Raw genomic sequence first — 22,538 nt, 5'->3', positions numbered from 1 at the left:
TCCCCTTTCAAAAGACAACTTTCATAGTTCTATTATACGCAAAGAAAAGAGACTCACCAATATAGTGAGTCTCTAAAAACATTTTTACTTTTCAAGATCTGCTAGACGTTGACGAACTGCTTCGCGTTTTTCTAGGTAATCTTGCTCTTTCGCACGCTCTCCTTCAATAACCGCTGCAGGAGCTTTCGCTACGAAACCTTGGTTAGAAAGTTTCTTCTGTACACGTTCTACTTCTTTATCGAACTTCTCAAGTTCTTTCTCAAGACGAGCTCTCTCTTCATCAAGATTGATAAGATCAGCTAACGGTAAGAATAACTCTGCACCTGATACGATTGCAGTCATTGCCTTTTCTGGCGCTTGTAAGTCTGTTTGAATTGTTAATTCGCTTGGGTTACAGAAACGCTCAATGTAAGAGCTGTTTTTCGTAAGTTGAGCAAGTACAGCCTCATCTTTTGCTTTAATTTGCATTTGAACTTTTTTGCTCATTGGCGTATTTACTTCTGCACGGATGTTACGAACAGAGCGAATGATATCAACTAGAAGGTGCATTTCTGCCGCAGCCTCCGTATCTTGTAAATCTTCGCGAACTGTTGGCCACGCAGCTACTGTAATAGACTCGCCTTCATGCGGTAAATGTTGCCAAATTTTCTCTGTTACGAATGGCATGAATGGGTGTAATAGACGCATTGTTTGATCTAATACGTAAGCTAAAATAGAACGAGTTGTTTTCTTAGCTGCTTCATCTTCACCGTATAGTGGAAGTTTCGCCATTTCAATATACCAATCACAGAAATCGTCCCAAATGAAGTTGTATAATGAACGACCAGCTTCACCGAACTCATATTTATCCATGTTACGTGTTACGCTTTCGATTGTTTCGTTTAAGCGAGTTAAGATCCACTTATCCGCAACTGATTTTTCACCAGTTAAATCGATTTCTTCATACTTCATATCATCCATGTTCATTAATACGAAACGTGATGCGTTCCAAATTTTATTAATGAAGTTCCAAGTAGATTCTACTTTTTCCATGCTGAAACGTAAATCTTGACCTGGTGCACTTCCTGTTGATAAGAAGAAACGCATTGCATCTGCACCGTACTTCTCGATAACATCCATTGGATCAATACCGTTACCAAGAGATTTACTCATTTTACGACCTTGCTCGTCACGAACTAAACCGTGAATTAATACATCTTTAAATGGACGCTCGCCTGTAAACTCTAAACCTTGGAAAATCATACGAGATACCCAGAAGAAGATGATATCATAACCCGTTACTAGTGCATCTGTTGAATAGTAACGTTTGAAGTCTGCTGAATCTTCATTTGGCCAACCAAGTGTGGAGAATGGCCATAATGCTGAACTGAACCATGTATCAAGTACATCGTTATCTTGATTCCAGTTTTCAATATCTGCTGGTGCTTCTGTACCTACGTATACTTCACCAGTTTCTTTATGGTACCAAGCTGGAATACGGTGTCCCCACCATAATTGACGAGAAATACACCAGTCATGAATATTTTCCATCCAACGTAAATATGTGTTTTCAAAACGCTCTGGTACGAACGTTACTTTTTCTTCTTCTTTTTGTTGAAGCGCTACTGCTTTTTCAGCAAGTGGAGCCATTTTTACGAACCACTGTGTTGATAAATAAGGCTCAACAACCGCACCGCTACGCTCACTATGACCTACTGAATGCATATGTGGCTCGATTTCTACTAATACGCCAGCTTCTTGTAAGTCTTTTACTAATTCTTTACGGCATTCGAAACGATCCATACCGTTATACTTACCAGCTTTTTCGTTCATCGATCCATCTTCGTTCATTACTAAGATGCGTGGTAAGTCATGACGGTTACCTACTTCAAAGTCATTCGGGTCATGAGCTGGCGTAATTTTTACAACGCCCGTTCCGAAATCTTTTTCTACGTACTCATCAGCAATAATCGGAATCTCACGGCCTACGATTGGAAGTGTAACTGTTTTTCCGATTAAATGTTTGTAACGATCGTCTTCTGGATGAACTGCTACTGCTGTATCACCAAGCATCGTTTCTGGACGAGTAGTAGCAAGACGAATGTGACCAGAACCATCTGTTAACGGATAGTTCATATGGTAGAATGCACCTTGAACTTCTTTATGAATTACTTCAATATCAGAAAGAGCTGTACGTGTTGCTGGATCCCAGTTGATGATATATTCACCACGGTAAATTAAGCCTTTTTCGTATAATTGAACGAATACTTTATTAACCGCATCTGATAAACCTTTGTCTAATGTGAAGCGTTCACGAGAATAGTCTAGTCCTAAACCAACTTTCCCCCATTGTTGACGAATGTGAGAAGCGTACTCTTCTTTCCACTCCCAAGCTTTTTCAAGGAATTTTTCACGGCCAAGATCGTAACGTGAAATACCTTCTTCACGAAGTTTTCCTTCTACTTTCGCTTGTGTTGCGATACCAGCATGGTCCATTCCTGGAAGCCATAGTACATCGTATCCTTGCATACGCTTCGTACGAGTTAAAATATCTTGAAGAGTTGTATCCCAAGCATGACCTAAGTGTAACTTACCAGTTACGTTTGGAGGTGGAATTACAATTGTATACGGTTGTTTCTTCTCGTCTCCTGTTGCTTCAAAATATTTGCCTTCAAGCCACCATTGATAAAGGCCTTCTTCAACGGACATATGATCATATTTAGTTGGTAAATTCTTTTCCGTGTTTGACATTATTTTCCCTCCTTAAAATAAAAAATGTCCCTCATCCAAAAAGGACGAGGGACATCGCGGTACCACCTTTATTTACAAACAAATTCATAATTTGCTTATACTCTTAATTTGATAACGGACAAATCCGTCTTTTCCTAATAAGAACTATTCCGTTCAGAAAAGATGCTCCAGGGCTACCTTCTAACATAACTATCTAGAGAATCTCCCAGCTAATGATTCTCCTCTCTGAAGACGTTTCATGTTATACTCTTCCCCTTCAAGGCATTTATATGATTGTTAATTATTATATACAATAGTGTAAAAAACGAAACCTTATTCGTCAAGATAAATTTAAAACTACAGCTTTTGGTGCCAAAAAGAAGATAAGTAGAATCCTCTACTTATCTTCTTTACCCCGCTATTTGTGGGCAGTAAGACCTCCACCTCAAAACTCAGCTGAAGCAAAGAAGTTAGATGGGAGCCCTGGTGCCCGTAAACGCCCAATTAGTGAAGGCTAATCATCAGCGGGGAATGTTTACTTTATCCGTTCCCTTGCTGGGCAGCTTGTAATTGTGACAGGAAATATTCTATATTGCTAACGAGCCAATGCGATTGTTGCAAACTCTTTACTCCGCGCAGTTCATTTTCCTCGTTACGATTATCTCTTCTTTTCTTATAAGACTGGATTTGCCGAATAAATTGCGATGGATACGTCATATACGCAAACATAAGTAGTTGCTCTTCTTTCGTAAAAGGGAAATTTTTTTGATACATTTGAAACCATTCAAACCGATCACTTCTTGCGATTGGATATGTGTTTAAAGACCGTGAATAAAAACCTACTATATCTTGCACAGGCGTTGCAAACTTCGATTTTTCTAAACTAATAAAATAGCCATTCCGTTCATAGTCAAATAAAAAATGATTCAGTGACACATTACCATGCACAAAAGTAATACGCGTTTTCTCCTTTTCTTTCATCGCATCGTTCCACTCATTTAATTGCTTCGTTGCAAATTCACGCGCTCTCATTACATGATGATAGTACGTACAATATTGCAATTCAAACGGGGACATATACCATTTTGATTCAGATTCTACGAGAAACTCTTCTAACATCTCACCATCATTTTCCCAACGATCGGATATACTTGTATAATGTTTTTCTAAATCTTCTTCCGTATACGTTTCTTCCTTCACAGTTTTTTGATGCAACGTTCCAAGTGTCTGAAACATTTTATGGTATTGATCATTGTCCTCACCGTTTCCTTCTGCACGTTCTAACCAAGGCATTAAATAATAATTATACGTCCCGTCACTTAAAATATAACTTCCATCCGTCGCATGATATATAGGTACATAATTTGAAAAACCTTTCTCCTTCAAATATTGAATATGATGCAGAAAGTTATTCCGCTCTAACTTTCTGCCTTCTATTTTCTTGAGTGCATATGGACCTTGATTCGTATAAATTTTCATTACATTTCCGTGCTCTTCCATATGCTGCGTATCTAATCTATATTGCCTCACGATAGGTTCATAGTGATTTCGCAACTCAATATCCATACGAATAACCCTTTCTATTCAAAACATAGCCTCTAAGAAAGGAAGTGAGTGAAAACACTCACTTCCTTATTTCGCCTTTACCCTTGAAACGGGAATATAAATAATTTGCCCCGTATTTAAAAATATATCTTCTGTTTGATTGACACGGTATAAATTTTGTACAGACGTTTCATAACGGTCTGCAATAGATTCAATTGTATCCCCTTCTTGCACGAAATACATTCTTAACTTTGTAAATTCTTCTTCCGGTTCTTTCGTAAATAATTTTGTTAAATAAAGCGCATTTTCATCTCGCTGTGAGTACTCTTCTTCTTGTTCTTCCTGCTTTTTCGCTTTTTCTTTCTTGAAATCTTTTCGTCCGAACAGTTCAAATTGCGGCGTTGTTTCTTGCTCCTCTTCACGCTCCACAAATTCATGTTCCTCTATCTTCTCTTCTTCTAATTCCTGCTCTTTTCTTTCCTCTAATTGGAACGGTTCAAATGCGTAATCTTCCCACTCATCTGATTCCTTATATGCTGGTTCTTCTACATGCGGCGCCGGTCTATTTTCGTCCTCTTGCGCTGAATCTTCTTCTAACTCGGCATACACCGTTTCTTCCTCTTCAGCTTCATCCTCGTTTCTCTCTTCATCACACAAACCGCTAATAGATATATCCGCTAATAATTGTAAGCAACCATTTTCCTTTAATTCATAATCAAATTCCTCAATTGATACATATAGCTCTTCAATTACTTTCACTCGATTTCTCGGAATTGATATTTCAAGCGGAAAGGAATGAACAAGTTCATTAACCCCATCTTCCCTTGTTTCTACATAATCAATTGACTTTGCTGGCGATAGTTCTCTTAATGAATACGCCGAATCATCTTTTCGTGCAACATACTCTCCCGTTAAATCTAATTGCCCTCTCACGATTACTTCATGATCAAGCTCTTCTATCTCAACGTCTGGATCTAACGAAATTGACAAAAGTTCTTCGACTTCCTGTCCCTTTTGGAACCAAACAGATTCTTTTAATGAAAATCGTAACGAATGATCTGTAGCCACTTCTTTTCCCCCTCCCAAACTATATGTCATTACAGATTTATGTGTGGGAAGCTTACTTTATGAATAAAAAAAATCGCCCCCCTTATGGAGAGCGATTTTTCTCTAATACATTATTTTAATTTTGACATTGCAATTTCAGCTGCTGCAATCGTTGCTTCAATATCTGCATCACTATGTGCTGTCGATAAGAATAAACCTTCGAATTGAGATGGTGGTAAGAATACACCTTGTTCTACCATTTCACGATAGTAAGCCGCAAAGAATTCTAAGTTTGAAGATTTTGCTGCATCGTAATTAATAACGGGTTCATCTGTAAAGAAAATACCAATCATAGAGCCTGCACGGTTAATATGATGCGGAATGCCATGTTTTTCAGCTGCTTTACGTAATCCAGCTTCTAACATTTCAGCTTTACGCTCAAATTCTACATATGATTCTGGCGTTAACTGTACTAACGTTTCATAACCTGCCGCCATTGCAAGTGGATTACCTGATAAAGTACCAGCTTGGTAAATCGGTCCGCTTGGCGCAACTTGGCGCATAATTTCCGCTTTACCACCGTATGCTCCTACCGGTAAACCACCACCGATTACTTTACCTAGGCATGTTAAATCAGGCGTTACGCCATAATAACCTTGGCCACAATTATAAGCTACTCGGAACCCTGTCATTACTTCATCAAAAATAAGCAATGCACCGTTTTGTTCTGTTACTTCACGAAGACCTTCTAAAAATCCAGGCTGCGGAGGAACAACCCCCATATTTCCTGCTACTGGTTCTACAATTACACAAGCAATATCATCACCGAATTGTTCAAACGCGTATTTTACGCTTTCTAAATCGTTATAAGCTACTGTAATCGTATTTTTCGCTATACCTTCTGGTACACCAGGACTATCTGGTAAACCTAAAGTCGCCACACCAGAACCAGCTTTAATTAATAACGAATCACCATGACCGTGGTAACAACCAATAAATTTCAAGATTTTATTACGACCTGTATAACCACGAGCTAAACGTAGTGCACTCATTGTTGCTTCCGTTCCAGAGTTAACCATACGCACAATCTCAATTGATGGCACGCGCTCAATAACAAGTTTTGCTAATTTATTTTCAATTTCTGTTGGTGCACCGAAGCTTGTACCTCTTTCAGCAACAGATTTTAACGCTTCTACAACACGATCATTTGCATGACCATGAATTAAAGGACCCCATGATAATACGTAGTCGATGTATTCATTCCCATCGATATCATATACTTTAGAGCCTTTTCCACGCTCCATAAACAACGGATTCATCCCAACAGACTTAAAGGCACGAACCGGGCTATTTACGCCACCAGGCATTAAGTCTTGCGCCTCTTCAAACGCTGCAATTGACTTATCAAACTTTTTCATTATTTAGCGCCTCCTTCTTGTAACCATCTTGCTGCATCTTTTGCATGATACGTAATAATTAAATCTGCCCCTGCACGTTTCATACTAATTAATTTTTCAAGAACAACTTCTTTTTCATTAATCCAACCATTTTGCGCTGCCGCTTTAATCATCGAATATTCACCACTTACATTATAAGCGACAACTGGTAAATTAAAGTTATTTTTCACATCACGAACGATATCTAAGTAAGAAAGAGCTGGTTTTACGATTAAGAAATCTGCACCTTCCATTACATCTGATTCTGCTTCACGGAATGCTTCCATACGGTTTGCCGGATCCATTTGATATGTTTTACGGTCACCAAATTGCGGTGCACCGTGCGCAGCATCACGGAATGGTCCATAAAATGCTGATGAATATTTCACAGCGTACGACATAACTGGCACGTGTCCAAAACCATTTTCGTCTAATGCATGACGAATTGCTGTTACGAAGCCGTCCATCATGTTTGATGGCGCAATAATATCCGCTCCTGCTTTCGCTTGACTTACAGCTGTTTTCGCAAGAACTGCAAGAGACTCGTCATTTAAAATAATCCCATCTTCAATTACACCGCAATGACCATGGCTTGTAAATTGACATAAACATGTATCTGCAACTACTACTAGCTCAGGGAAATCACCTTTAATTTGCTGAATAGCACGTTGTACAATTCCATGATCACAATATGCTGATGATCCAACTTCATCCTTTTCAGCAGGTAAACCAAATACAATAACAGAACGAATACCTAAATCAACAACTTCTTGCATTTCAGCTTGCAATAAATCTAAAGACATTTGATATACGCCCGGCATAGAAGGAACTTCATTACGAATATTTTCACCTTCTAATACAAAAATAGGGTAAATAAAATCTTCCGTATGTAAAAACGTTTCACGCACAAGTGCACGCATGCCCCCGCTTTGTCTTAAACGACGATGACGATTAAATTGTAAAGAGTTCATAGATTTCTATCCCCATTCTTTCATTTTATAGATTCACAAACATATTGTAGTAATGCTTCTACAGTGTACTCTTTCGGCACAATAACAGACGGAAAATAAAGACTTGCCTCTTTTTCCGTAATAGGTCCTATACAAGCAATTGTACATTTTTTTGTCCATTCTCTCCAGTTTGTACCCTCAAGTAAACGAACAAAACTAGTAACAGTTGAAGGGCTCGTAAATGTAATAATGTCTACTTTCCCTAACTTCAATGCTGCTATAAGTTCTTGCTTTTTTTCTATATTCACTTTCGTACCGTATACGATTAGCTCATCTAGAGAAACACCAATTTCCCGAAGTGCAACCGGAATTACCTCTCTTGCTAAATTCCCTTTCGGAAATAAAATACGTTCGTTTCCACTTAATTCTTTTAGAAACTCTTCTGCAAATGCTTCTGCAACAAATGAAGTCGGAACAAAATGAACTTGATAGCCCCTTTTTTCTAACTCTAATTTTGTTTTCACACCTACCGCAGCGATTTTAATGGTTAGCGGTAGTTTCTTTTTTAAACTATCTAGAAAGAAAGCTACACCATTTCTGCTCGTAAAAATAACCCAGTCGTATGAATGTAGCTGCTCTTCAATATGTTGAATTTGCGTATGAGACATACCTTCCATACGCAAAAGCGGAATTTCCAATGGAATTCCGCTCTTTTCTTTCACTGCTACACTCATTTGTTTCGCTTGATGCTGGGCACGTGTAATCAATACCGTTTTTCCAGCGAGAGCGTTCATATTTATTGTTGCTCCTTATTTGCAGCAAGAATGAGTTCTTTGGCGCCTTGTTTAATTAAACGGTCCGCGGCCTCTAACCCTACTTCCTCAGGATTAGTACCCACTACTGTCTCTTTTAATAAAACAGAGCCATCCATAGAGCCGACAAGAGCTGTTAATTCGATTGCATCGTTTTCTGTAAGGGTTGCATATCCAGCAATTGGAACTTGGCATCCACCTTCAAGTTTATGAAGAAATACTCGCTCCGCTGCCACTGTTCTTTCTGTTATCGTATCATTAATATGCGCTAACAACTGCAATAAATCCTTATCATCCTCACGACACTCAATCGCTAATGCACCTTGTCCTACAGCAGGTACACATAACGTCTCATCTAAATGTTCTGTAATAACTTCATTATCCCAGCCCATTCTTTGTAATCCTGCTGTCGCTAAAATAATTGCATCGTAATCTTCTTCTTTTAATTTACGTAAACGTGTATCGATATTTCCGCGAATCCACTTCACTTGTAAGTCTGGTCTCGCAGCGAGTAGCTGTGCACTACGTCTTAAACTACTCGTACCTAAAATAGCGCCTTCTGCTAACTCTTTAAACGACGCTCCGCTTTTTGAGATAAAAGCATCACGAGGGTCAACACGCTTTGGTGTACAACCGATCATTAATCCTTCTGGAAGTACGGCCGGCATATCTTTCATACTATGTACAGCCATATCAATTTCTTTCGTAAGTAGCGCATGTTCAATCTCTTTCACAAACAAGCCTTTTCCGCCTACTTTTGAAAGAGTAACATCTAAAATAACATCACCTTTTGTGACAATTTCTTTCACTTCAAATTCATATGGTAGACCTAAGGCTTTTAACTGATCAATAAACCAGTTTGTTTGCGTTAATGCTAGTTTACTCTTTCGTGATCCTACAATAATTTTGCGCATAATTCTCTCTCCTCATTATAAATACCAAAAGTGGAAATTGGACAAACTGCTTAATAGAAAAATGTTTACTAGCATTACGAGAAACGATCCGATATTCCACTGTACAATTTTCTTACCTTGCAACACATCTGCCGCTCGTAAATATAAACCTGTGCAATACACAAATAGAACGACAAAAGATCCGATTACTTTCGTATCATACCAATGGAAATTATCCAATTTTGTATATCCCCATATACATCCTAATAAAATTGCTAGTAAGAAAAATGGAACAGAAAATAAATTTAATCCGTAAGACATAGATTCTAGCTTCGGTAAATTCCCTAACCTTCTTAATCTCGCATTCCATTTTTTCTTTTTTAATAGGCGATATTGCAATAAATACATAATAGAAAAAATGAACGATACAGTAAACGTTGCGTAAGAAATAATTGCCATACCGACATGCACGTATACAAGTTCTGAAACTAATTGTTCCGCAAGTACTGGCGACATCTTTCCGAGCGGTGTAAAAATAGAAAAAGCGCTTACGCCAAATGCTACAACATTTGTAAAAAAGACTAAAAAGTCAATTCTCATAAATCGATTAATAACTAACGACATCGTAATCAATAACCAAACATAAAAATAAATCCCTGATAATAAAGTTAAAATAGGATTCGTTTCTGAATCTGTAGCTCTAAGCAACATAAAAATAGACTGCAGGACCCATACAATCGCAAGTAACCAAAAAGCAAATCGGTTCGCCTTTCGGTTACTTTGGAAATAATCTATAAAATATAAACTAATGCTACAAGCATATAAAATAATTGCAATATGATAAATAATACTGTTATTAAAAAAACTCATCCGATCATCCTTCCAAATTATAAAGATGGAACGGATGGTGTCCACACTCTTTTATGTTCTACTTCTTCCGCACGACTCTCTACTTCTTCCGTTTCTAAATCAAAAATCTTTGCAAATAACGCTAATTTTTCGCTCGCTCCCTCTTCAGCAGCTATTTCTTTCGCTACTAAAATTGGGTCTTTTAATAATTGATTAATAATACTTTTCGTATGCTTACTAATAACTTTTTTCTCACGATCACTAAGGTTTGGTATTTTTCGCTCTAGGCTTACCATCGTTTCACTTTGGATTGCAAGTGCCTTATCACGAAGAGCTGATATTAATGGAACAACACCAAGTGTACTTAACCACGTTTTAAATAGAACAATTTCCTCTTCAATCATAAATTGAATTTTCTCTGCCTCTTTCAAACGCTCAGCACGGTTTGCCTCCACTACTCCTTGTAAATCATCAATATCATACAAGAAAGAACCTTCTAGCTCATCAATCGCTGGATCAATATCACGCGGCACTGCAATGTCAACCATAAATAATGGACGACCAGAGCGCATTTTCTCCACCTTTGTCATCATCTCTTTCGTAATGACATACTCAGATGCACCAGTTGAACTAATTAAAATATCTGCTTCTAATAATGCACATTGTAATTCGCTTAACGATTTTGCATGTCCCATATATTTCTCAGCCATTACTTCTGCTTTCGAAAGCGTCCTATTCATAACTGTTACTTTACGAGCACCACTTCCATATAAGTTTTGTAGTGCAAGTTCGCCCATTTTACCAGCACCAAGAATAAGCACATGACAATCTGTTAACTCGCCAAATATTTTCTTTCCAAGCTCAACAGCAGCATAACTAACAGACATTGCACTTTCCCCGATTGTTGTTTCTGAGTGGGCACGTTTTGCTAATGTAATGACTTGCTTAAACAATTCATTAAAAATTGTGCCTGTTGCTTTAACTTGTTGCGCTTCTAAAAAGCTATCTTTTATTTGACCTAAAATCTGCGTTTCTCCGACTACCATTGAATCTAAACCGCACGTTACGCGGAATAAATGATCTATTGCACCATCTTGTTCAAAAATAGTTAAATATGGCGCGACTTCTTCTATTTCAAGCTGAAACCAATCAGCTAAAAACTTCTTAATATAATACCGTCCCGTGTGTAATTGATCGACAACAGCATAAATCTCAGTGCGATTACAAGTTGACACAATGACATTCTCTAACACGCTCTTTTGATTTTGTAATGTAGTCATCGCTCGCTCTAGTTCTGCTGCCTGAAATGTGAGTTTCTCACGAAATTCTACAGGGGCTGTTCGATAATTTACACTAACAACAAGAATATGCACGCAGCATGTCCCCCTTCACCCGTTTTATCACTTTATCTACTATCATAATACAACTTTCCTCTTATGAATCTGACAATCGTGTGAACAACCGATTATTTTTTAATTATTCTCCGTATGTAATAAAGGAGATTCAGTAACACTAATAAAAAAATTTCTACTTTATAATGATTATAAATTAATAACTCTATTTGTACGTTACCAAAAAAAGCCCTCATAATCAAGTGATGGAAACTATTCCATATAAATTATAACATCATCTTCCCTATCTTCTTTCATCATGAAGGAAAATATGTATGATTGTTCCAAAATGTAACAAAGACTTTCTCAATACAATGTATTTGACATTGCATTTCTTTTTCGTTATATTAGTTTTACAAAATTAAATTGTGCACAACTTAATTAGAAGGGAGTTATTTATGACAGAAGACTCTTTGCATCTAGATAACCAACTTTGTTTTTCTATTTACGCCTGCTCTAGAGAGGTTACTCGTTTTTATCGACCTTATTTAGAAGAAATGGGTATTACGTATCCCCAGTACATTACTTTACTCGTACTATGGGAGCAAGATGGACTAACAGTAAAAGAAATTGGAGAACGTCTATTTTTAGATTCTGGTACGTTAACACCTATGTTAAAACGTATGGAATCATTAAAACTTGTAAAACGTGTTCGTTCCAAAGAAGACGAGCGAAAAGTTTGTATTGAATTAACAGAACAGGGCAAAGATTTAAAGGAAAAGGCTTGTTCATTACCGACAACGATGGCTACAAACTTAGGAATTACAGAGCAAGAATATCGCTCTTTATTAATTCAACTAAATAAACTGATTGACACAATGAAAACAATTAATGATGGAAAAGGGGAATAAATATGGATAAATTATATACTGCTTCAGTAACAGCAACAGGTGGAAGAAATGGGAAAGTAGTTTCAGATGATGGCATATTAAATCTTGATGTAAAAATGCCGAAAGCACTAGGTGGTGCAGGCGGAGAAGCAACAAATCCAGAACAACTATTTGCAGCTGGTTATGCAGCTTGTTTCGATAGTGCATTACAACTTGTCATTCGTACAAAACGTGTGAAAGTAGAAAGTACAGAAGTAACTGCTCACGTTTCTATCGGAAAAGATACAGATGGTGGTTTCGGCCTATCTGCTGTACTTGATGTACATGTGGCTGGCGTTTCACATAGCGAAGCACAAGAACTTGTAGAAGCGGCTCACGGTGTATGTCCTTACTCGAAAGCAACACGAGGAAATATTGAAGTTACATTAAACGTACGCTAAAAAATTTAGCAAAACAAAAACGCGCGACATTCGTCACGCGTTTTTTGTTTTTGTAAATTTATGAATTGCTTTCCACGCTTCTTCTTTTCCAAGTCCTGTTTCAGAAGAGAATAGAACAATTTCATCGCCAATTTCAACAGCAAGCGTTTCTTTTACAACTTTTAAATGCTTTTGCCATTTCCCTTTCGGAATTTTATCGGCTTTCGTCGCAATAATAATTGTTGGGATTTCATAATGCTTTAAGAAATCATACATCATCACGTCATCACTTGTTGGTTGGTGACGTAAATCAACTACTAATACAGCTGCGTCTAATTGTTCACGCGTTGTAAAGTACGTTTCAATCATTTTCCCCCATGCAGCGCGCTCCGATTTAGATACTTTCGCATATCCATAACCTGGAACGTCAACAAAGTGCATCATCTCATTGATTAAGAAAAAGTTCAGCGTTTGCGTTTTTCCTGGTTTAGAAGAAATACGTACTAACTTTTTACGATTTAAAATTTTATTAATAAAGGAAGACTTCCCCACATTTGAACGACCTGCTAATGCAATTTCTGGTAAATCACTGTCTGGATATTGTTCTGGTTTAACAGCACTAATTACAATATCTGCTTTTGTTACTTTCATTGTTTCACTCCTACTAATGCGTGCTCCAATACTTCATCTAAATGAGATGCAAGCACAAACGTAAGGTTTTCTTTTACGCTCTCTGGAATATCATCTAAATCTTTCTCGTTTTCTGCTGGCAAAATAATTTTTGTTAAGCCTGCGCGGTGAGCACTTAATGTTTTTTCTTTTAAACCACCAATTGGTAATACACGACCACGAAGTGTAATTTCACCTGTCATACCGACTTCTTTACTTACAGGAATACCTGTTAGCGCAGAAATAAGTGCCGTTGCCATCGTAATACCTGCTGACGGTCCGTCTTTTGGAACTGCTCCTTCTGGAACGTGAATATGAATATCATTTTTCTCATGGAAATTCGGATCGATCTGAAGCTCTTCTGCACGAGAACGTATATAACTAAACGCAGCTTGTGCTGATTCTTTCATAACATCCCCAAGTTTCCCTGTTAAAATTAGTTTCCCTTTTCCTGGCGCTACAGAAACTTCAATGGCAAGTGTATCGCCGCCTGCTGCTGTGTAAGCTAGACCTGTTGCCATACCAACTTGGTCTGTTTTTTCAGCTTGCCCATAACGGAATATGTGTTTACCAAGTAAATCAACAATCTTTTTCTCTGTCACAACGATACGTTTACGTTCTGCTGTAACGATAATCTTCGCTACTTTACGGCAAACTTTTGCAATTTGGCGCTCCAGCGTACGAACACCAGCCTCACGTGTATAATAACGAATAATCTCAAGCAGCGCTTCATCACGCACTTGTAAATTACCTTTTCGTAAGCCATGTTCTTTTAATTGTTTCGGCAATAAATGCTCACGAGCAATGTGTACTTTTTCAAGTTCTGTATAGCCAGCAATCGAAATGATTTCCATACGGTCAAGTAATGGACCTGGAATACTTGAAAGTGTATTAGCAGTTGCTACAAACATAACTTTTGATAGATCATATGGTTCTTCAATGTAATGATCACTGAAGTTATGGTTTTGTTCTGGATCTAATACTTCAAGTAATGCCGCTGATGGATCTCCACGGAAATCGTTAGACATTTTATCAATCTCATCTAATAAGAAGACTGGATTAACTGTTTTCGCCTTTTTCATACCTTGAATAATGCGTCCTGGCATTGCTCCAACATATGTACGGCGGTGACCACGAATTTCAGATTCATCACGCACACCACCAAGAGATACACGGACGAAGTTACGATTCAATGATGTTGCAATTGAACGCGCTAACGAAGTTTTGCCGACCCCAGGAGGGCCTACTAAACAAAGGATAGGTCCTTTTAATGAATTCGTTAACTTCTGTACAGCTAAATATTCAAGTACACGCTCTTTCACTTTTTCAAGACCGTAATGATCGTTATTTAAAATCTCTTCCGAATGAGCAAGATCAATTATATCTTCTGTTGCCTCTGTCCACGGAAGCGCTAATAACCAATCAATATAATTGCGAATAACACCACTCTCCGCAGAACTTGCTGGTAACTTTTCATAACGATCTAATTCTTTCAGCGCAGCCTTCATTGTTTCTTCCGGCATTCCTGACTGTTCAATTTTCTCACGAAGTTCTTCTACTTCTCCGCCCTTGCCTTCTTTGTCGCCAAGTTCAGTTTGAATCGCCTTCATTTGCTCACGTAAGAAATATTCTTTTTGCGTGCGCTCCATGGAACGTTTCACTTTTTGCCCAATTTTCTTTTCTAGGCTAAGTAACTCTTGTTCATCTTGAATAATTGAAATAAGTGTTTGTAATCGTTCTTTTACAGATACAATCTCTAGAATCTCTTGTTTCTGCTTCGTTTTAATCGGCAAGTGAGAAGCAATTAGATCAGCTAATCTCCCTGGTTCTTCCACATCAGCTACCGTTGCAAATGTTTCATTTGAAACTTTTTTCGAAACTTTAATATATTGTTCGAAATGCTCCAGTAACGTACGCATAAGAGCTTTCTCTTCTAAATCATCTTCTACTTCTTCAGTTACCGTTTTAATCGACACTTGTACTACATTTTCTTCTTCGATAAACTCTATTACTTCTGCTCTATGTAAACCTTCCACAAGGACACGAAGCGTACCGTTCGGCAATTTTAACATTTGCTTCACTTTCGCCACCGTACCTACACTATATATGTCATCTTCTTTCGGATCATCGATATTCATTTCTTTTTGCATTGCTAAAAAGATGATATTTTCATCCATTGCCGCCTGCTCTAGTGCTTGTATCGATTTATCACGTCCTACATCAAGATGCAAAACCATCGTTGGATATACGAGAACGCCTCTTAATGGTAGGAGGGGCACGATTCTTTCGTTCGTATTCATACTAGACATAGCACCTCCATAATAAATTAAACTCCTGTTCAACTATTTTATATTACAATACACCTAGATGCAATTGCTGAGATTCCGCGCAATTGTAAATAGCTTGTTTTTCTACCTCACGAAAAGAAAAAAGACTCCGATTAAGCATACAAACTTAAACGGAGTCTGGCAAATTTTATTATTGTTTATTTTTACATAGATTGTGCATCAGTTTCGTCTACCTTAGTATGTACATCTAGCTCTCTATGCATATTTTCTTGCATAAACGTTAACTCAAATACTTCTTTTAACTTACGGACAGGAATAATTTCAATTCCCTTGATCGTATACAAAAATGGTTGCATATTTTCAGCAGGAATAATGACTTTCTTAGCTCCCGCTTTTTTCGCAGCTTTTATTTTTGCGTATACGCCACCAATAGGCTTTACTTCTCCGTGTATACTTATTTCCCCTGTCATCGCTACTTCATTATTTACATACGTGCGGTGTACCGCAGAATATACACCTGTTGCCATAGCGATTCCTGCAGAAGGGCCATCAATCGGGATACCACCTGGAAAATTAATATGTATATCATATCCTTCTGGCAACACATCTAAAGAACGAAGTACTGTTAATACATTATCAACAGAGCCTTTCGCCATACTTTTACGACGAATCGATTTCGTTTGACTACCAATACTTTCTTCTTCCACAATTCCGGTAACATTTACCGATCCTTTATCTTTCGCCTTGATTGCTGTTACTTCAATTTCTAATAACGCACCTGTATTTGGTCCGTATACAGCAAGACCATTTACAAGACCAATCCTTGGAATCGGATAAATGCGCTTTTCATATTTCGGTGTAAGCTGACTTGAGTGAACAACCCACTCTATATCTTCATCCTTAATGAAAGAACGTTCTTCATTTATCGCCATACCAGCAGAGATTTGCACGAGATTAATCGCTTCTCGTCCATTCCTTGCATACATCCCGATCATTTCAATACCATTTTCACCTATTTGCATTTCCACTTTTTCCGCGGCATTTTTCGCTACTTTTTGAATTTCTTCCGTATCTAATTCACGGAAAAATACTTCTAAGCAACGTGACCGAATAGCAGGAGGAATTTCCTCTGGCGAACGTGTCGTTGCTCCAACTAAGCGAAAATCTGCCGGTAAGCCTTTTTGGAAAATATCATGTATATATGTTGGGATCATCGTATTTTCTTCACTATAGTACGCACTTTCTAAAAATACTTTTCGATCTTCTAACACCTTTAACATTTTGTTCATTTGAATCGGATGGAGCTCGCCAATCTCATCAATAAACAAAATACCACCATGTGCATCTGTTACAGCACCTTTTTTCGGTTGCGGAATACCTGCTTGCCCCATCGCCCCAGCACCTTGATAAATCGGATCATGCACCGAACCTATTAAAGGGTCTGCGATACCACGTTCATCAAACCGAGCTGTTGTCGCATCAAGTTCAATAAATGTTGCATTCGTACGAAATGGAGATTTAGGATTTCGTTTCGCTTCTTCTAATACAAGACGTGCTGCCGCTGTTTTCCCAACACCTGGCGGGCCATATATGATTACATGTTGCGGATTCGGACCACAAAGAGCCGCTTTTAACGACTTAATTCCGTCCTCTTGCCCTACAATATCTAAAAAGGTTGTAGGACGCACCTTTTCTGCTAGCGGCTCTGTTAAAGAAATCTCACGCATTTTACGAAGCTGTTCTAATTCTTTTTTCGATTCTCGATCAATTGAAACTTTTTGTGTTCGTTGATTTCGAAGTAAATGCCAGAAATACAATCCGACAATTACACCAAAAACAAGTTGAACAACTAAAAATATATTTGTCCAGCTCATTATTTATTTCCTCCCGCAATATTTTATCTCTTAGTATTTCCGCGGAGGAACGTAGCTAAACATAAAGAAAAACAGCAATTATAAAAATTGCTGTTTCCCTTTCGCATTATGCAGATGTTTTTGTATCAAGTACAGTACCGTCTTGTAACACCAATTTTGGCGGCTCATTATCAGCTACTGTTTCTTTTGTAAGAATACACTTCTCGATATCTTTACGAGATGGAAGTTCGAACATTACATCAAGCATTAAGCCTTCAATAATAGAACGAAGTCCACGAGCACCCGTTTTACGTTCAATTGCTTTTTTCGCAATTTCGATTAGTGCACCTTCTTCAAACTCTAACTCAACATCGTCAAGCTCCAATAATTTTTGGAATTGCTTAACAAGTGCATTTTTCGGTTTCGTTAAAATATCAACAAGAGCATCTTCATCAAGTGGCTCTAGGTTCGCAATAACTGGAAGACGACCGATAAACTCTGGAATTAAACCAAATCTTAAAAGATCCTCTGGTAATACGTGAGATAAAACATGCTTCTCATTCACATCAGCATTTTTCTTCTCAGAACCAAATCCAATTACTTTTTCACCAAGGCGACGTTTAATAATCGGCTCAATGCCATCAAACGCTCCACCACAAATGAATAAGATGTTCGTTGTATCAATTTGAATAAACTCTTGGTGCGGATGCTTACGACCACCTTGAGGTGGAACGCTTGCTACAGTACCTTCTAAAATTTTCAGAAGTGCCTGCTGCACACCTTCACCAGATACATCACGTGTAATTGATGGATTTTCGGACTTACGTGCCACTTTATCAATCTCATCAATATAAATAATTCCTTTTTCCGCTTTCTCTACATCATAATCAGCTGCTTGAATTAATTTTAGTAAGATATTTTCTACATCTTCCCCAACATATCCAGCTTCTGTTAAAGATGTTGCGTCCGCGATTGCAAATGGAACATTTAAAATACGCGCTAAAGTTTGTGCCAGTAATGTTTTACCACTACCTGTTGGCCCGATAAGTGCGATATTACTCTTCGCTAATTCTACATCATCAATTTTGCTGTTAGAATTAATGCGTTTGTAATGGTTATATACCGCTACCGCTAGTGCTTTTTTCGCGCTATCTTGCCCGATGACATACTCATCTAAGATTTCACGAATTTCTACCGGTTTCGGTACATCTTTGAATTCTACTTCTTCGTCCTTCGCAAGCTCCTCTTGTACAATTTCAGTACAAAGTTCGATACACTCGTCACAAATGTAAACACCTGGACCTGCCACTAACTTTCGAACTTGCGTTTGTGTTTTACCACAGAAAGAACATTTTAATTGCCCTTTTTCATCATTAAATTTAAACATATTTTCACACCCCTTACAAAGTGCTAACCTCTTGCCTTCGTATGTACACGATAAATGTATCGTATGTAAATACATATTATGTCACTACGTGGCGAGAAATACAAATAATATGACTAGTTATGTACAAATAAAAAATTTTTAAAACTTTTGAAATATGTATATTCGACTTGTAAAGGAACTTTTCCTTCTCCATCGAAAAGTTTTATAAATATATTTCTATATTTATAAAACAAGGCACGATTTTAATCGTGCCTTGTTATTTTATTATGCAGCGTTTTCTACTAAGAAGTCTACAGCTTTACGCACTTTAAGATCTTCAGCTAAAGCGTCTACGCTTCCAAGAGCTTGCTTGATAGCGTCTACTGGCATACCGTACATTTCAGCCATTTTTTCAACTTCTGCAGTTACTTCTTCTTCAGTAACTTCGATGTTTTCAGCTTCAATGATAGCTTCAAGAACAAGATTGATTCTTACACGTTTTTGTGCATCTTCTTTCATTTGCTCTTTTAATTTGTCAGCATCAGTACCTGTGAATTGGTAGTAAAGCTCAAGGTTCATACCTTGTTGGCTTAAACGTTGCTCGAATTCACGAACCATACGATCTAACTCAGTGTTGATCATAGCTTCTGGAATTTCGATTTCAGCGTTAGCAGCAGCTAATTCTACTACTTCGTCACGTACTTTGTGCTCAGCTTCGTGCTTTTTGCCTTCTTCTAAGTTTGTGCGAAGTTTTGCTTTTAATTCATCAAGAGTTGCAACCGCTTCGTCTGCTTCTTTAGCGAACTCGTCGTTTAACTCAGGAAGTTCTTTTGTTTTGATTTCGTGAATTGTTACTTTGAATGTTGCTGGTTTGCCAGCTAATTCAGCAGCATGGTACTCTTCTGGGAATGATACTTCAACGTCTTTAGACTCACCAGATTTAAGACCGATTACTTGCTCTTCGAAACCTGGGATGAATGTACCAGAACCGATTGCTAGAGAGTAGTTTTCGCCTTTTCCGCCTTCAAATGCTTCGCCATCAACGAAACCTTCGAAGTCGATTACAGCTGTATCACCGTTTTCAACAGTTCCTTCTTCTTTAACAACTAGTTCAGCTTGACGTTCTTGTAAAGATTTTAATTCGTTCTCTACATCTTCGTCAGTTACAGTTGTTTCAACTTTTTCTACTGCTAAACCTTTGTACTCACCTAATTTAACTTCAGGTTTCACTGTAACTTTTGCAGTGAAGATAAGGTTAGCATTTTTTTCGAACTTCTCGATGTCGATTTCAGGATGATCAACTGGGAAGATACCAGCTTCTTCAATCGCTTCACCGTATGCTTTTGGTAAAATGATATCTAAAGCATCTTGGTATAAAGATTCAATACCAAAGCGTTGTTCGAATAATGGACGAGGCATTTTTCCTTTACGGAAACCTGGTACGTTAATTGTTTTTACTACTTTTTTGAACGCAGCGTCGATAGAGTTGTTTACTTCTTTAGCATCAACTTCGATTGTTAAAACGCCAACGTTACCTTCTAATTTTTCCCATTTTGTAGACATTTATTCTTTCCCTCCAACTATAATAATGTATGCACATACCTCTATAGATTAAGATCTTCATTATCTCTTTTTTGAAATAACAAATACACAAATAATCCTCTAGCAAAAGCTTTCAGATATAATGTTCCAATCTACTAATTGCCCAGAAGACAACTACGGTATATTTTGTTCGAGAATAATATGAAACATATTAAGTAAGAGAATTACACTTCTCTTCTCTTACAAACAGGCAGTTTTCTGCCTTTTGCAACCCTTACATTATAACATAGAATATGCTCGTTTCAAGAACTGAACGATTCTTTTTCATAATTATACGGGCAAATATCCTTCTCTTTCAACACGTAATAACCATTGATAGGCAATATGAAACTCTTCCAATTCGATATTGTATGCTGCCATAAGCTCTTCTTCATCAATAGCCAATCCGAAACGCTTTCTTCCAATTCTCTCTAAAACAGCTGACCAAATCTCTTCTTTATCCATTAATAGAGCAAATGGGAAAACGCTAATTTGCAATTCTTTCCAATATGTAACCATTGCTTCAAATATATCGGGATAATTTTGCTCTAATCGACTTGATAATTTATGTATAATGTTATTGGATTGCTCCTCATTATGACCTGTAAATGCTGGAATTACCTTAATCGTATTCCCAAACTTTTCTACCTCTATTTCCTCTTCTACCTGACTTTCTATCATTTTATACAAAATAGAAGTTTTCAAATAGGGGTGTTGCTCTTCTTCTATTAAAAATTTCTTTAAAACAGGTAATGCAAGATCTAAGTCTTTTAACGAAAGTCGCTGAATCGCTCTTAGCTTCTGTCCAAAGTTTTCTCCAAAAATTTCATTAGTAAACTCATCCAACTCAAAATTTGAATCGACTAGCGATGCATCTCCCTCATTGAGCATACCTTCTGCAAATAAAGCAAGTTGCGCTAATTTTTCCTTTTGATCAGGCATTATATCTTTCGTTTGTAAAACCTTTTCAACAGTTTCAATAACACCTTCATAATCATTTGTTTGAACTAAAATAGTCACGTACGTTTCAAGAATATCACCAAATAAGACAACTCCTGTTTTAAGCAACTGTTCACATTTGTCTTTCGCTTCTTCCATACGTTTTAATTCGAGTAAACAAATAACTGAAGCTAATTCCGTTTGTTCCGTTTCCGCATTATACTGACGTAATATTTCAAAGCAGCGCAATGCATCTTCGAACTTCCGCTCTTTCAGCGCTAAAAAACCTTCATCAATATAGCGCTCTGATAGTTGTGGAAACAATACGACCGTATTTTCTTTTTTATCCATACGTCCGCCTCTTTTTCTTGATTTTAATTATGTTCAAAGTAAATATATCAAATGCGTAATGAGAACACAACATCCCAAAACTATTTGTTTGAAATATAAAAATATTTAATTTTTACATTCCAATACGAATAAATCTCTACTAAAAATTAAAATTGTACAAATAAAAATCCCCAGCAACAAGCGCAGAGGATTCATCATTAATGGAAAGCTTTTATAATTGTGGGGTATATTACAAGGGTAATAATTTGGAGAACAATAATTGCCATAACAATCATGCTAAAATAGAAGATTGGTTTACTTCGCTTCATTAAAAACATAATAATAAGCATCGTACAAGCAAACAAACTTAAGAAGAACAAACTTGTTGTCGAACTAAGTATACCACTTGGGACAAAGAACAATAACACTACACTACAAGTACCTATAATTCCAAATAACCATTCCATTCATTCACTCATTCCCTTTCCCTCTCATGGCTGTTTTCTCTAAGCAATCAAATGTTTCACAACATCAACTACATACGTTAATTTCTCATATGCTACAAATCCAAAAGCAACCGTTAAGCCCGTTACAACTAATCCTTTCATCATTTCTGCCTCCTCGTTTTATC

At 37.4% G+C, this 22,538-nt stretch carries 18 protein-coding genes and 1 other annotated feature; of the genes, 2 read left to right on the top strand and 16 right to left on the bottom strand.

Annotated features, from left to right (window positions below; genetic code table 11):
* Positions 1-84: 84 nt before the first annotated feature.
* The 9 genes from BLT20_RS04895 to hemA all read right to left on the bottom strand — a co-directional run bounded on the left by BLT20_RS04895 (position 85) and on the right by hemA (position 11,614).
* Entirely contained in the window at positions 85-2,730 is a 2,646-nt protein-coding gene (locus BLT20_RS04895) for a valine--tRNA ligase (RefSeq protein WP_000072244.1), read from the bottom strand.
* A gap of 37 nt (positions 2,731-2,767) precedes the next feature.
* Positions 2,768-2,999 (bottom strand) — a binding site (T-box leader).
* Between the two features lie 250 nt (positions 3,000-3,249).
* Positions 3,250-4,275 (bottom strand): spore coat protein YsxE, encoded by a 1,026-nt coding sequence (ysxE, locus tag BLT20_RS04890; RefSeq protein ID WP_000350658.1) that lies wholly within the window; start codon positions 4,273-4,275, stop codon positions 3,250-3,252.
* Between the two features lie 66 nt (positions 4,276-4,341).
* Positions 4,342-5,352, bottom strand: a complete 1,011-nt coding sequence (gene spoVID / locus BLT20_RS04885) for a stage VI sporulation protein D (RefSeq protein WP_002026373.1) — start codon at positions 5,350-5,352, stop codon at positions 4,342-4,344.
* A gap of 80 nt (positions 5,353-5,432) precedes the next feature.
* Complete coding sequence (gene hemL / locus BLT20_RS04880; protein WP_000712934.1) at positions 5,433-6,719, bottom strand: glutamate-1-semialdehyde 2,1-aminomutase; 1,287 nt, start codon at positions 6,717-6,719, stop codon at positions 5,433-5,435.
* A complete protein-coding gene (gene hemB / locus BLT20_RS04875; protein ID WP_001087052.1) occupies positions 6,719-7,708 on the bottom strand; it encodes a porphobilinogen synthase in 990 nt (329 codons plus the stop codon). Before hemB ends, hemL begins: the two co-directional genes overlap by 1 nt.
* Positions 7,709-7,728: 20 nt before the next feature.
* Positions 7,729-8,481, bottom strand: coding sequence for a uroporphyrinogen-III synthase (gene hemD, locus BLT20_RS04870; protein WP_000992356.1), 753 nt, complete (start codon positions 8,479-8,481; stop codon positions 7,729-7,731).
* A 2-nt stretch (positions 8,482-8,483) separates the two neighbouring features.
* Entirely contained in the window at positions 8,484-9,413 is a 930-nt protein-coding gene (gene hemC / locus BLT20_RS04865) for a hydroxymethylbilane synthase (RefSeq protein ID WP_001226421.1), read from the bottom strand.
* Between the two features lie 15 nt (positions 9,414-9,428).
* Positions 9,429-10,262: a cytochrome c biogenesis protein gene (locus BLT20_RS04860; RefSeq protein ID WP_000007721.1), complete on the bottom strand. Its 834-nt coding sequence runs from the start codon at positions 10,260-10,262 to the stop codon at positions 9,429-9,431.
* Positions 10,263-10,279: 17 nt separating this feature from the next.
* A complete protein-coding gene (gene hemA / locus BLT20_RS04855) occupies positions 10,280-11,614 on the bottom strand; it encodes a glutamyl-tRNA reductase (RefSeq protein WP_000547868.1) in 1,335 nt (444 codons plus the stop codon).
* Positions 11,615-12,030: 416 nt separating this feature from the next.
* Here hemA and BLT20_RS04850 point away from each other — a divergent pair, with 416 nt between their 5' ends.
* Together BLT20_RS04850 and BLT20_RS04845 are read left to right on the top strand one after the other, a co-directional pair.
* The gene (locus BLT20_RS04850) at positions 12,031-12,483 is read left to right on the top strand and encodes a MarR family winged helix-turn-helix transcriptional regulator (RefSeq protein WP_000133916.1); all 453 of its coding nucleotides are present in this window, start codon (positions 12,031-12,033) and stop codon (positions 12,481-12,483) included.
* 2 nt (positions 12,484-12,485) lie between these two features.
* Positions 12,486-12,902: an organic hydroperoxide resistance protein gene (locus BLT20_RS04845; RefSeq protein ID WP_000359781.1), complete on the top strand. Its 417-nt coding sequence runs from the start codon at positions 12,486-12,488 to the stop codon at positions 12,900-12,902.
* Between the two features lie 33 nt (positions 12,903-12,935).
* Here BLT20_RS04845 and ysxC read toward each other — a convergent pair whose 3' ends face one another.
* The 7 genes from ysxC to BLT20_RS04810 form a co-directional block, all read right to left on the bottom strand.
* Complete coding sequence (gene ysxC / locus BLT20_RS04840; protein ID WP_000869116.1) at positions 12,936-13,532, bottom strand: ribosome biogenesis GTP-binding protein YsxC; 597 nt, start codon at positions 13,530-13,532, stop codon at positions 12,936-12,938.
* Positions 13,529-15,859 (bottom strand): endopeptidase La, encoded by a 2,331-nt coding sequence (gene lon / locus BLT20_RS04835; RefSeq protein WP_000097289.1) that lies wholly within the window; start codon positions 15,857-15,859, stop codon positions 13,529-13,531. Before lon ends, ysxC begins: the two co-directional genes overlap by 4 nt.
* Before the next feature lie 182 nt (positions 15,860-16,041).
* Positions 16,042-17,712, bottom strand: a complete 1,671-nt coding sequence (gene lonB, locus BLT20_RS04830) for an ATP-dependent protease LonB (RefSeq protein ID WP_000119176.1) — start codon at positions 17,710-17,712, stop codon at positions 16,042-16,044.
* 106 nt (positions 17,713-17,818) lie between these two features.
* Positions 17,819-19,078, bottom strand: coding sequence for an ATP-dependent protease ATP-binding subunit ClpX (gene clpX, locus BLT20_RS04825; RefSeq protein WP_000472289.1), 1,260 nt, complete (start codon positions 19,076-19,078; stop codon positions 17,819-17,821).
* Positions 19,079-19,342: 264 nt separating this feature from the next.
* On the bottom strand, positions 19,343-20,620 hold the full coding sequence (tig, locus tag BLT20_RS04820; protein WP_000105215.1) for a trigger factor: 1,278 nt from the start codon (positions 20,618-20,620) through the stop codon (positions 19,343-19,345).
* Between the two features lie 309 nt (positions 20,621-20,929).
* Complete coding sequence (locus BLT20_RS04815) at positions 20,930-21,928, bottom strand: hypothetical protein (protein WP_000358277.1); 999 nt, start codon at positions 21,926-21,928, stop codon at positions 20,930-20,932.
* 197 nt (positions 21,929-22,125) lie between these two features.
* Positions 22,126-22,374 (bottom strand): hypothetical protein, encoded by a 249-nt coding sequence (locus BLT20_RS04810; RefSeq protein ID WP_001983650.1) that lies wholly within the window; start codon positions 22,372-22,374, stop codon positions 22,126-22,128.
* Positions 22,375-22,538 lie beyond the last annotated feature (164 nt).

The organism is Bacillus sp. cl96, from assembly GCF_900100505.1.
Taxonomy (GTDB): Bacteria; Bacillota; Bacilli; order Bacillales; family Bacillaceae_G; genus Bacillus_A; species Bacillus_A cereus.
The sequence above is the reverse complement of the archived record's forward strand: the minus strand, read 5'-3'. Positions and strand labels throughout refer to the sequence as shown.

Bases quoted from the DNA above. Each gene is read 5' to 3' on its own strand.
- BLT20_RS04895 (WP_000072244.1), bottom strand. From the start codon at position 2,730: ATGTCAAACACGGAAAAGAATTTACCAACTAAATATGATCATATGTCC.
- ysxE (WP_000350658.1), bottom strand. From the start codon at position 4,275: ATGGATATTGAGTTGCGAAATCACTATGAACCTATCGTGAGGCAATAT.
- spoVID (WP_002026373.1), bottom strand. From the start codon at position 5,352: ATGACATATAGTTTGGGAGGGGGAAAAGAAGTGGCTACAGATCATTCG.
- hemL (WP_000712934.1), bottom strand. From the start codon at position 6,719: ATGAAAAAGTTTGATAAGTCAATTGCAGCGTTTGAAGAGGCGCAAGAC.
- hemB (WP_001087052.1), bottom strand. From the start codon at position 7,708: ATGAACTCTTTACAATTTAATCGTCATCGTCGTTTAAGACAAAGCGGG.
- hemD (WP_000992356.1), bottom strand. From the start codon at position 8,481: ATGAACGCTCTCGCTGGAAAAACGGTATTGATTACACGTGCCCAGCAT.
- hemC (WP_001226421.1), bottom strand. From the start codon at position 9,413: ATGCGCAAAATTATTGTAGGATCACGAAAGAGTAAACTAGCATTAACG.
- BLT20_RS04860 (WP_000007721.1), bottom strand. From the start codon at position 10,262: ATGAGTTTTTTTAATAACAGTATTATTTATCATATTGCAATTATTTTA.
- BLT20_RS04850 (WP_000133916.1), top strand. From the start codon at position 12,031: ATGACAGAAGACTCTTTGCATCTAGATAACCAACTTTGTTTTTCTATT.
- BLT20_RS04845 (WP_000359781.1), top strand. From the start codon at position 12,486: ATGGATAAATTATATACTGCTTCAGTAACAGCAACAGGTGGAAGAAAT.
- ysxC (WP_000869116.1), bottom strand. From the start codon at position 13,532: ATGAAAGTAACAAAAGCAGATATTGTAATTAGTGCTGTTAAACCAGAA.
- lon (WP_000097289.1), bottom strand. From the start codon at position 15,859: ATGTCTAGTATGAATACGAACGAAAGAATCGTGCCCCTCCTACCATTA.
- lonB (WP_000119176.1), bottom strand. From the start codon at position 17,712: ATGAGCTGGACAAATATATTTTTAGTTGTTCAACTTGTTTTTGGTGTA.
- clpX (WP_000472289.1), bottom strand. From the start codon at position 19,078: ATGTTTAAATTTAATGATGAAAAAGGGCAATTAAAATGTTCTTTCTGT.
- tig (WP_000105215.1), bottom strand. From the start codon at position 20,620: ATGTCTACAAAATGGGAAAAATTAGAAGGTAACGTTGGCGTTTTAACA.
- BLT20_RS04815 (WP_000358277.1), bottom strand. From the start codon at position 21,928: ATGGATAAAAAAGAAAATACGGTCGTATTGTTTCCACAACTATCAGAG.
- BLT20_RS04810 (WP_001983650.1), bottom strand. From the start codon at position 22,374: ATGGAATGGTTATTTGGAATTATAGGTACTTGTAGTGTAGTGTTATTG.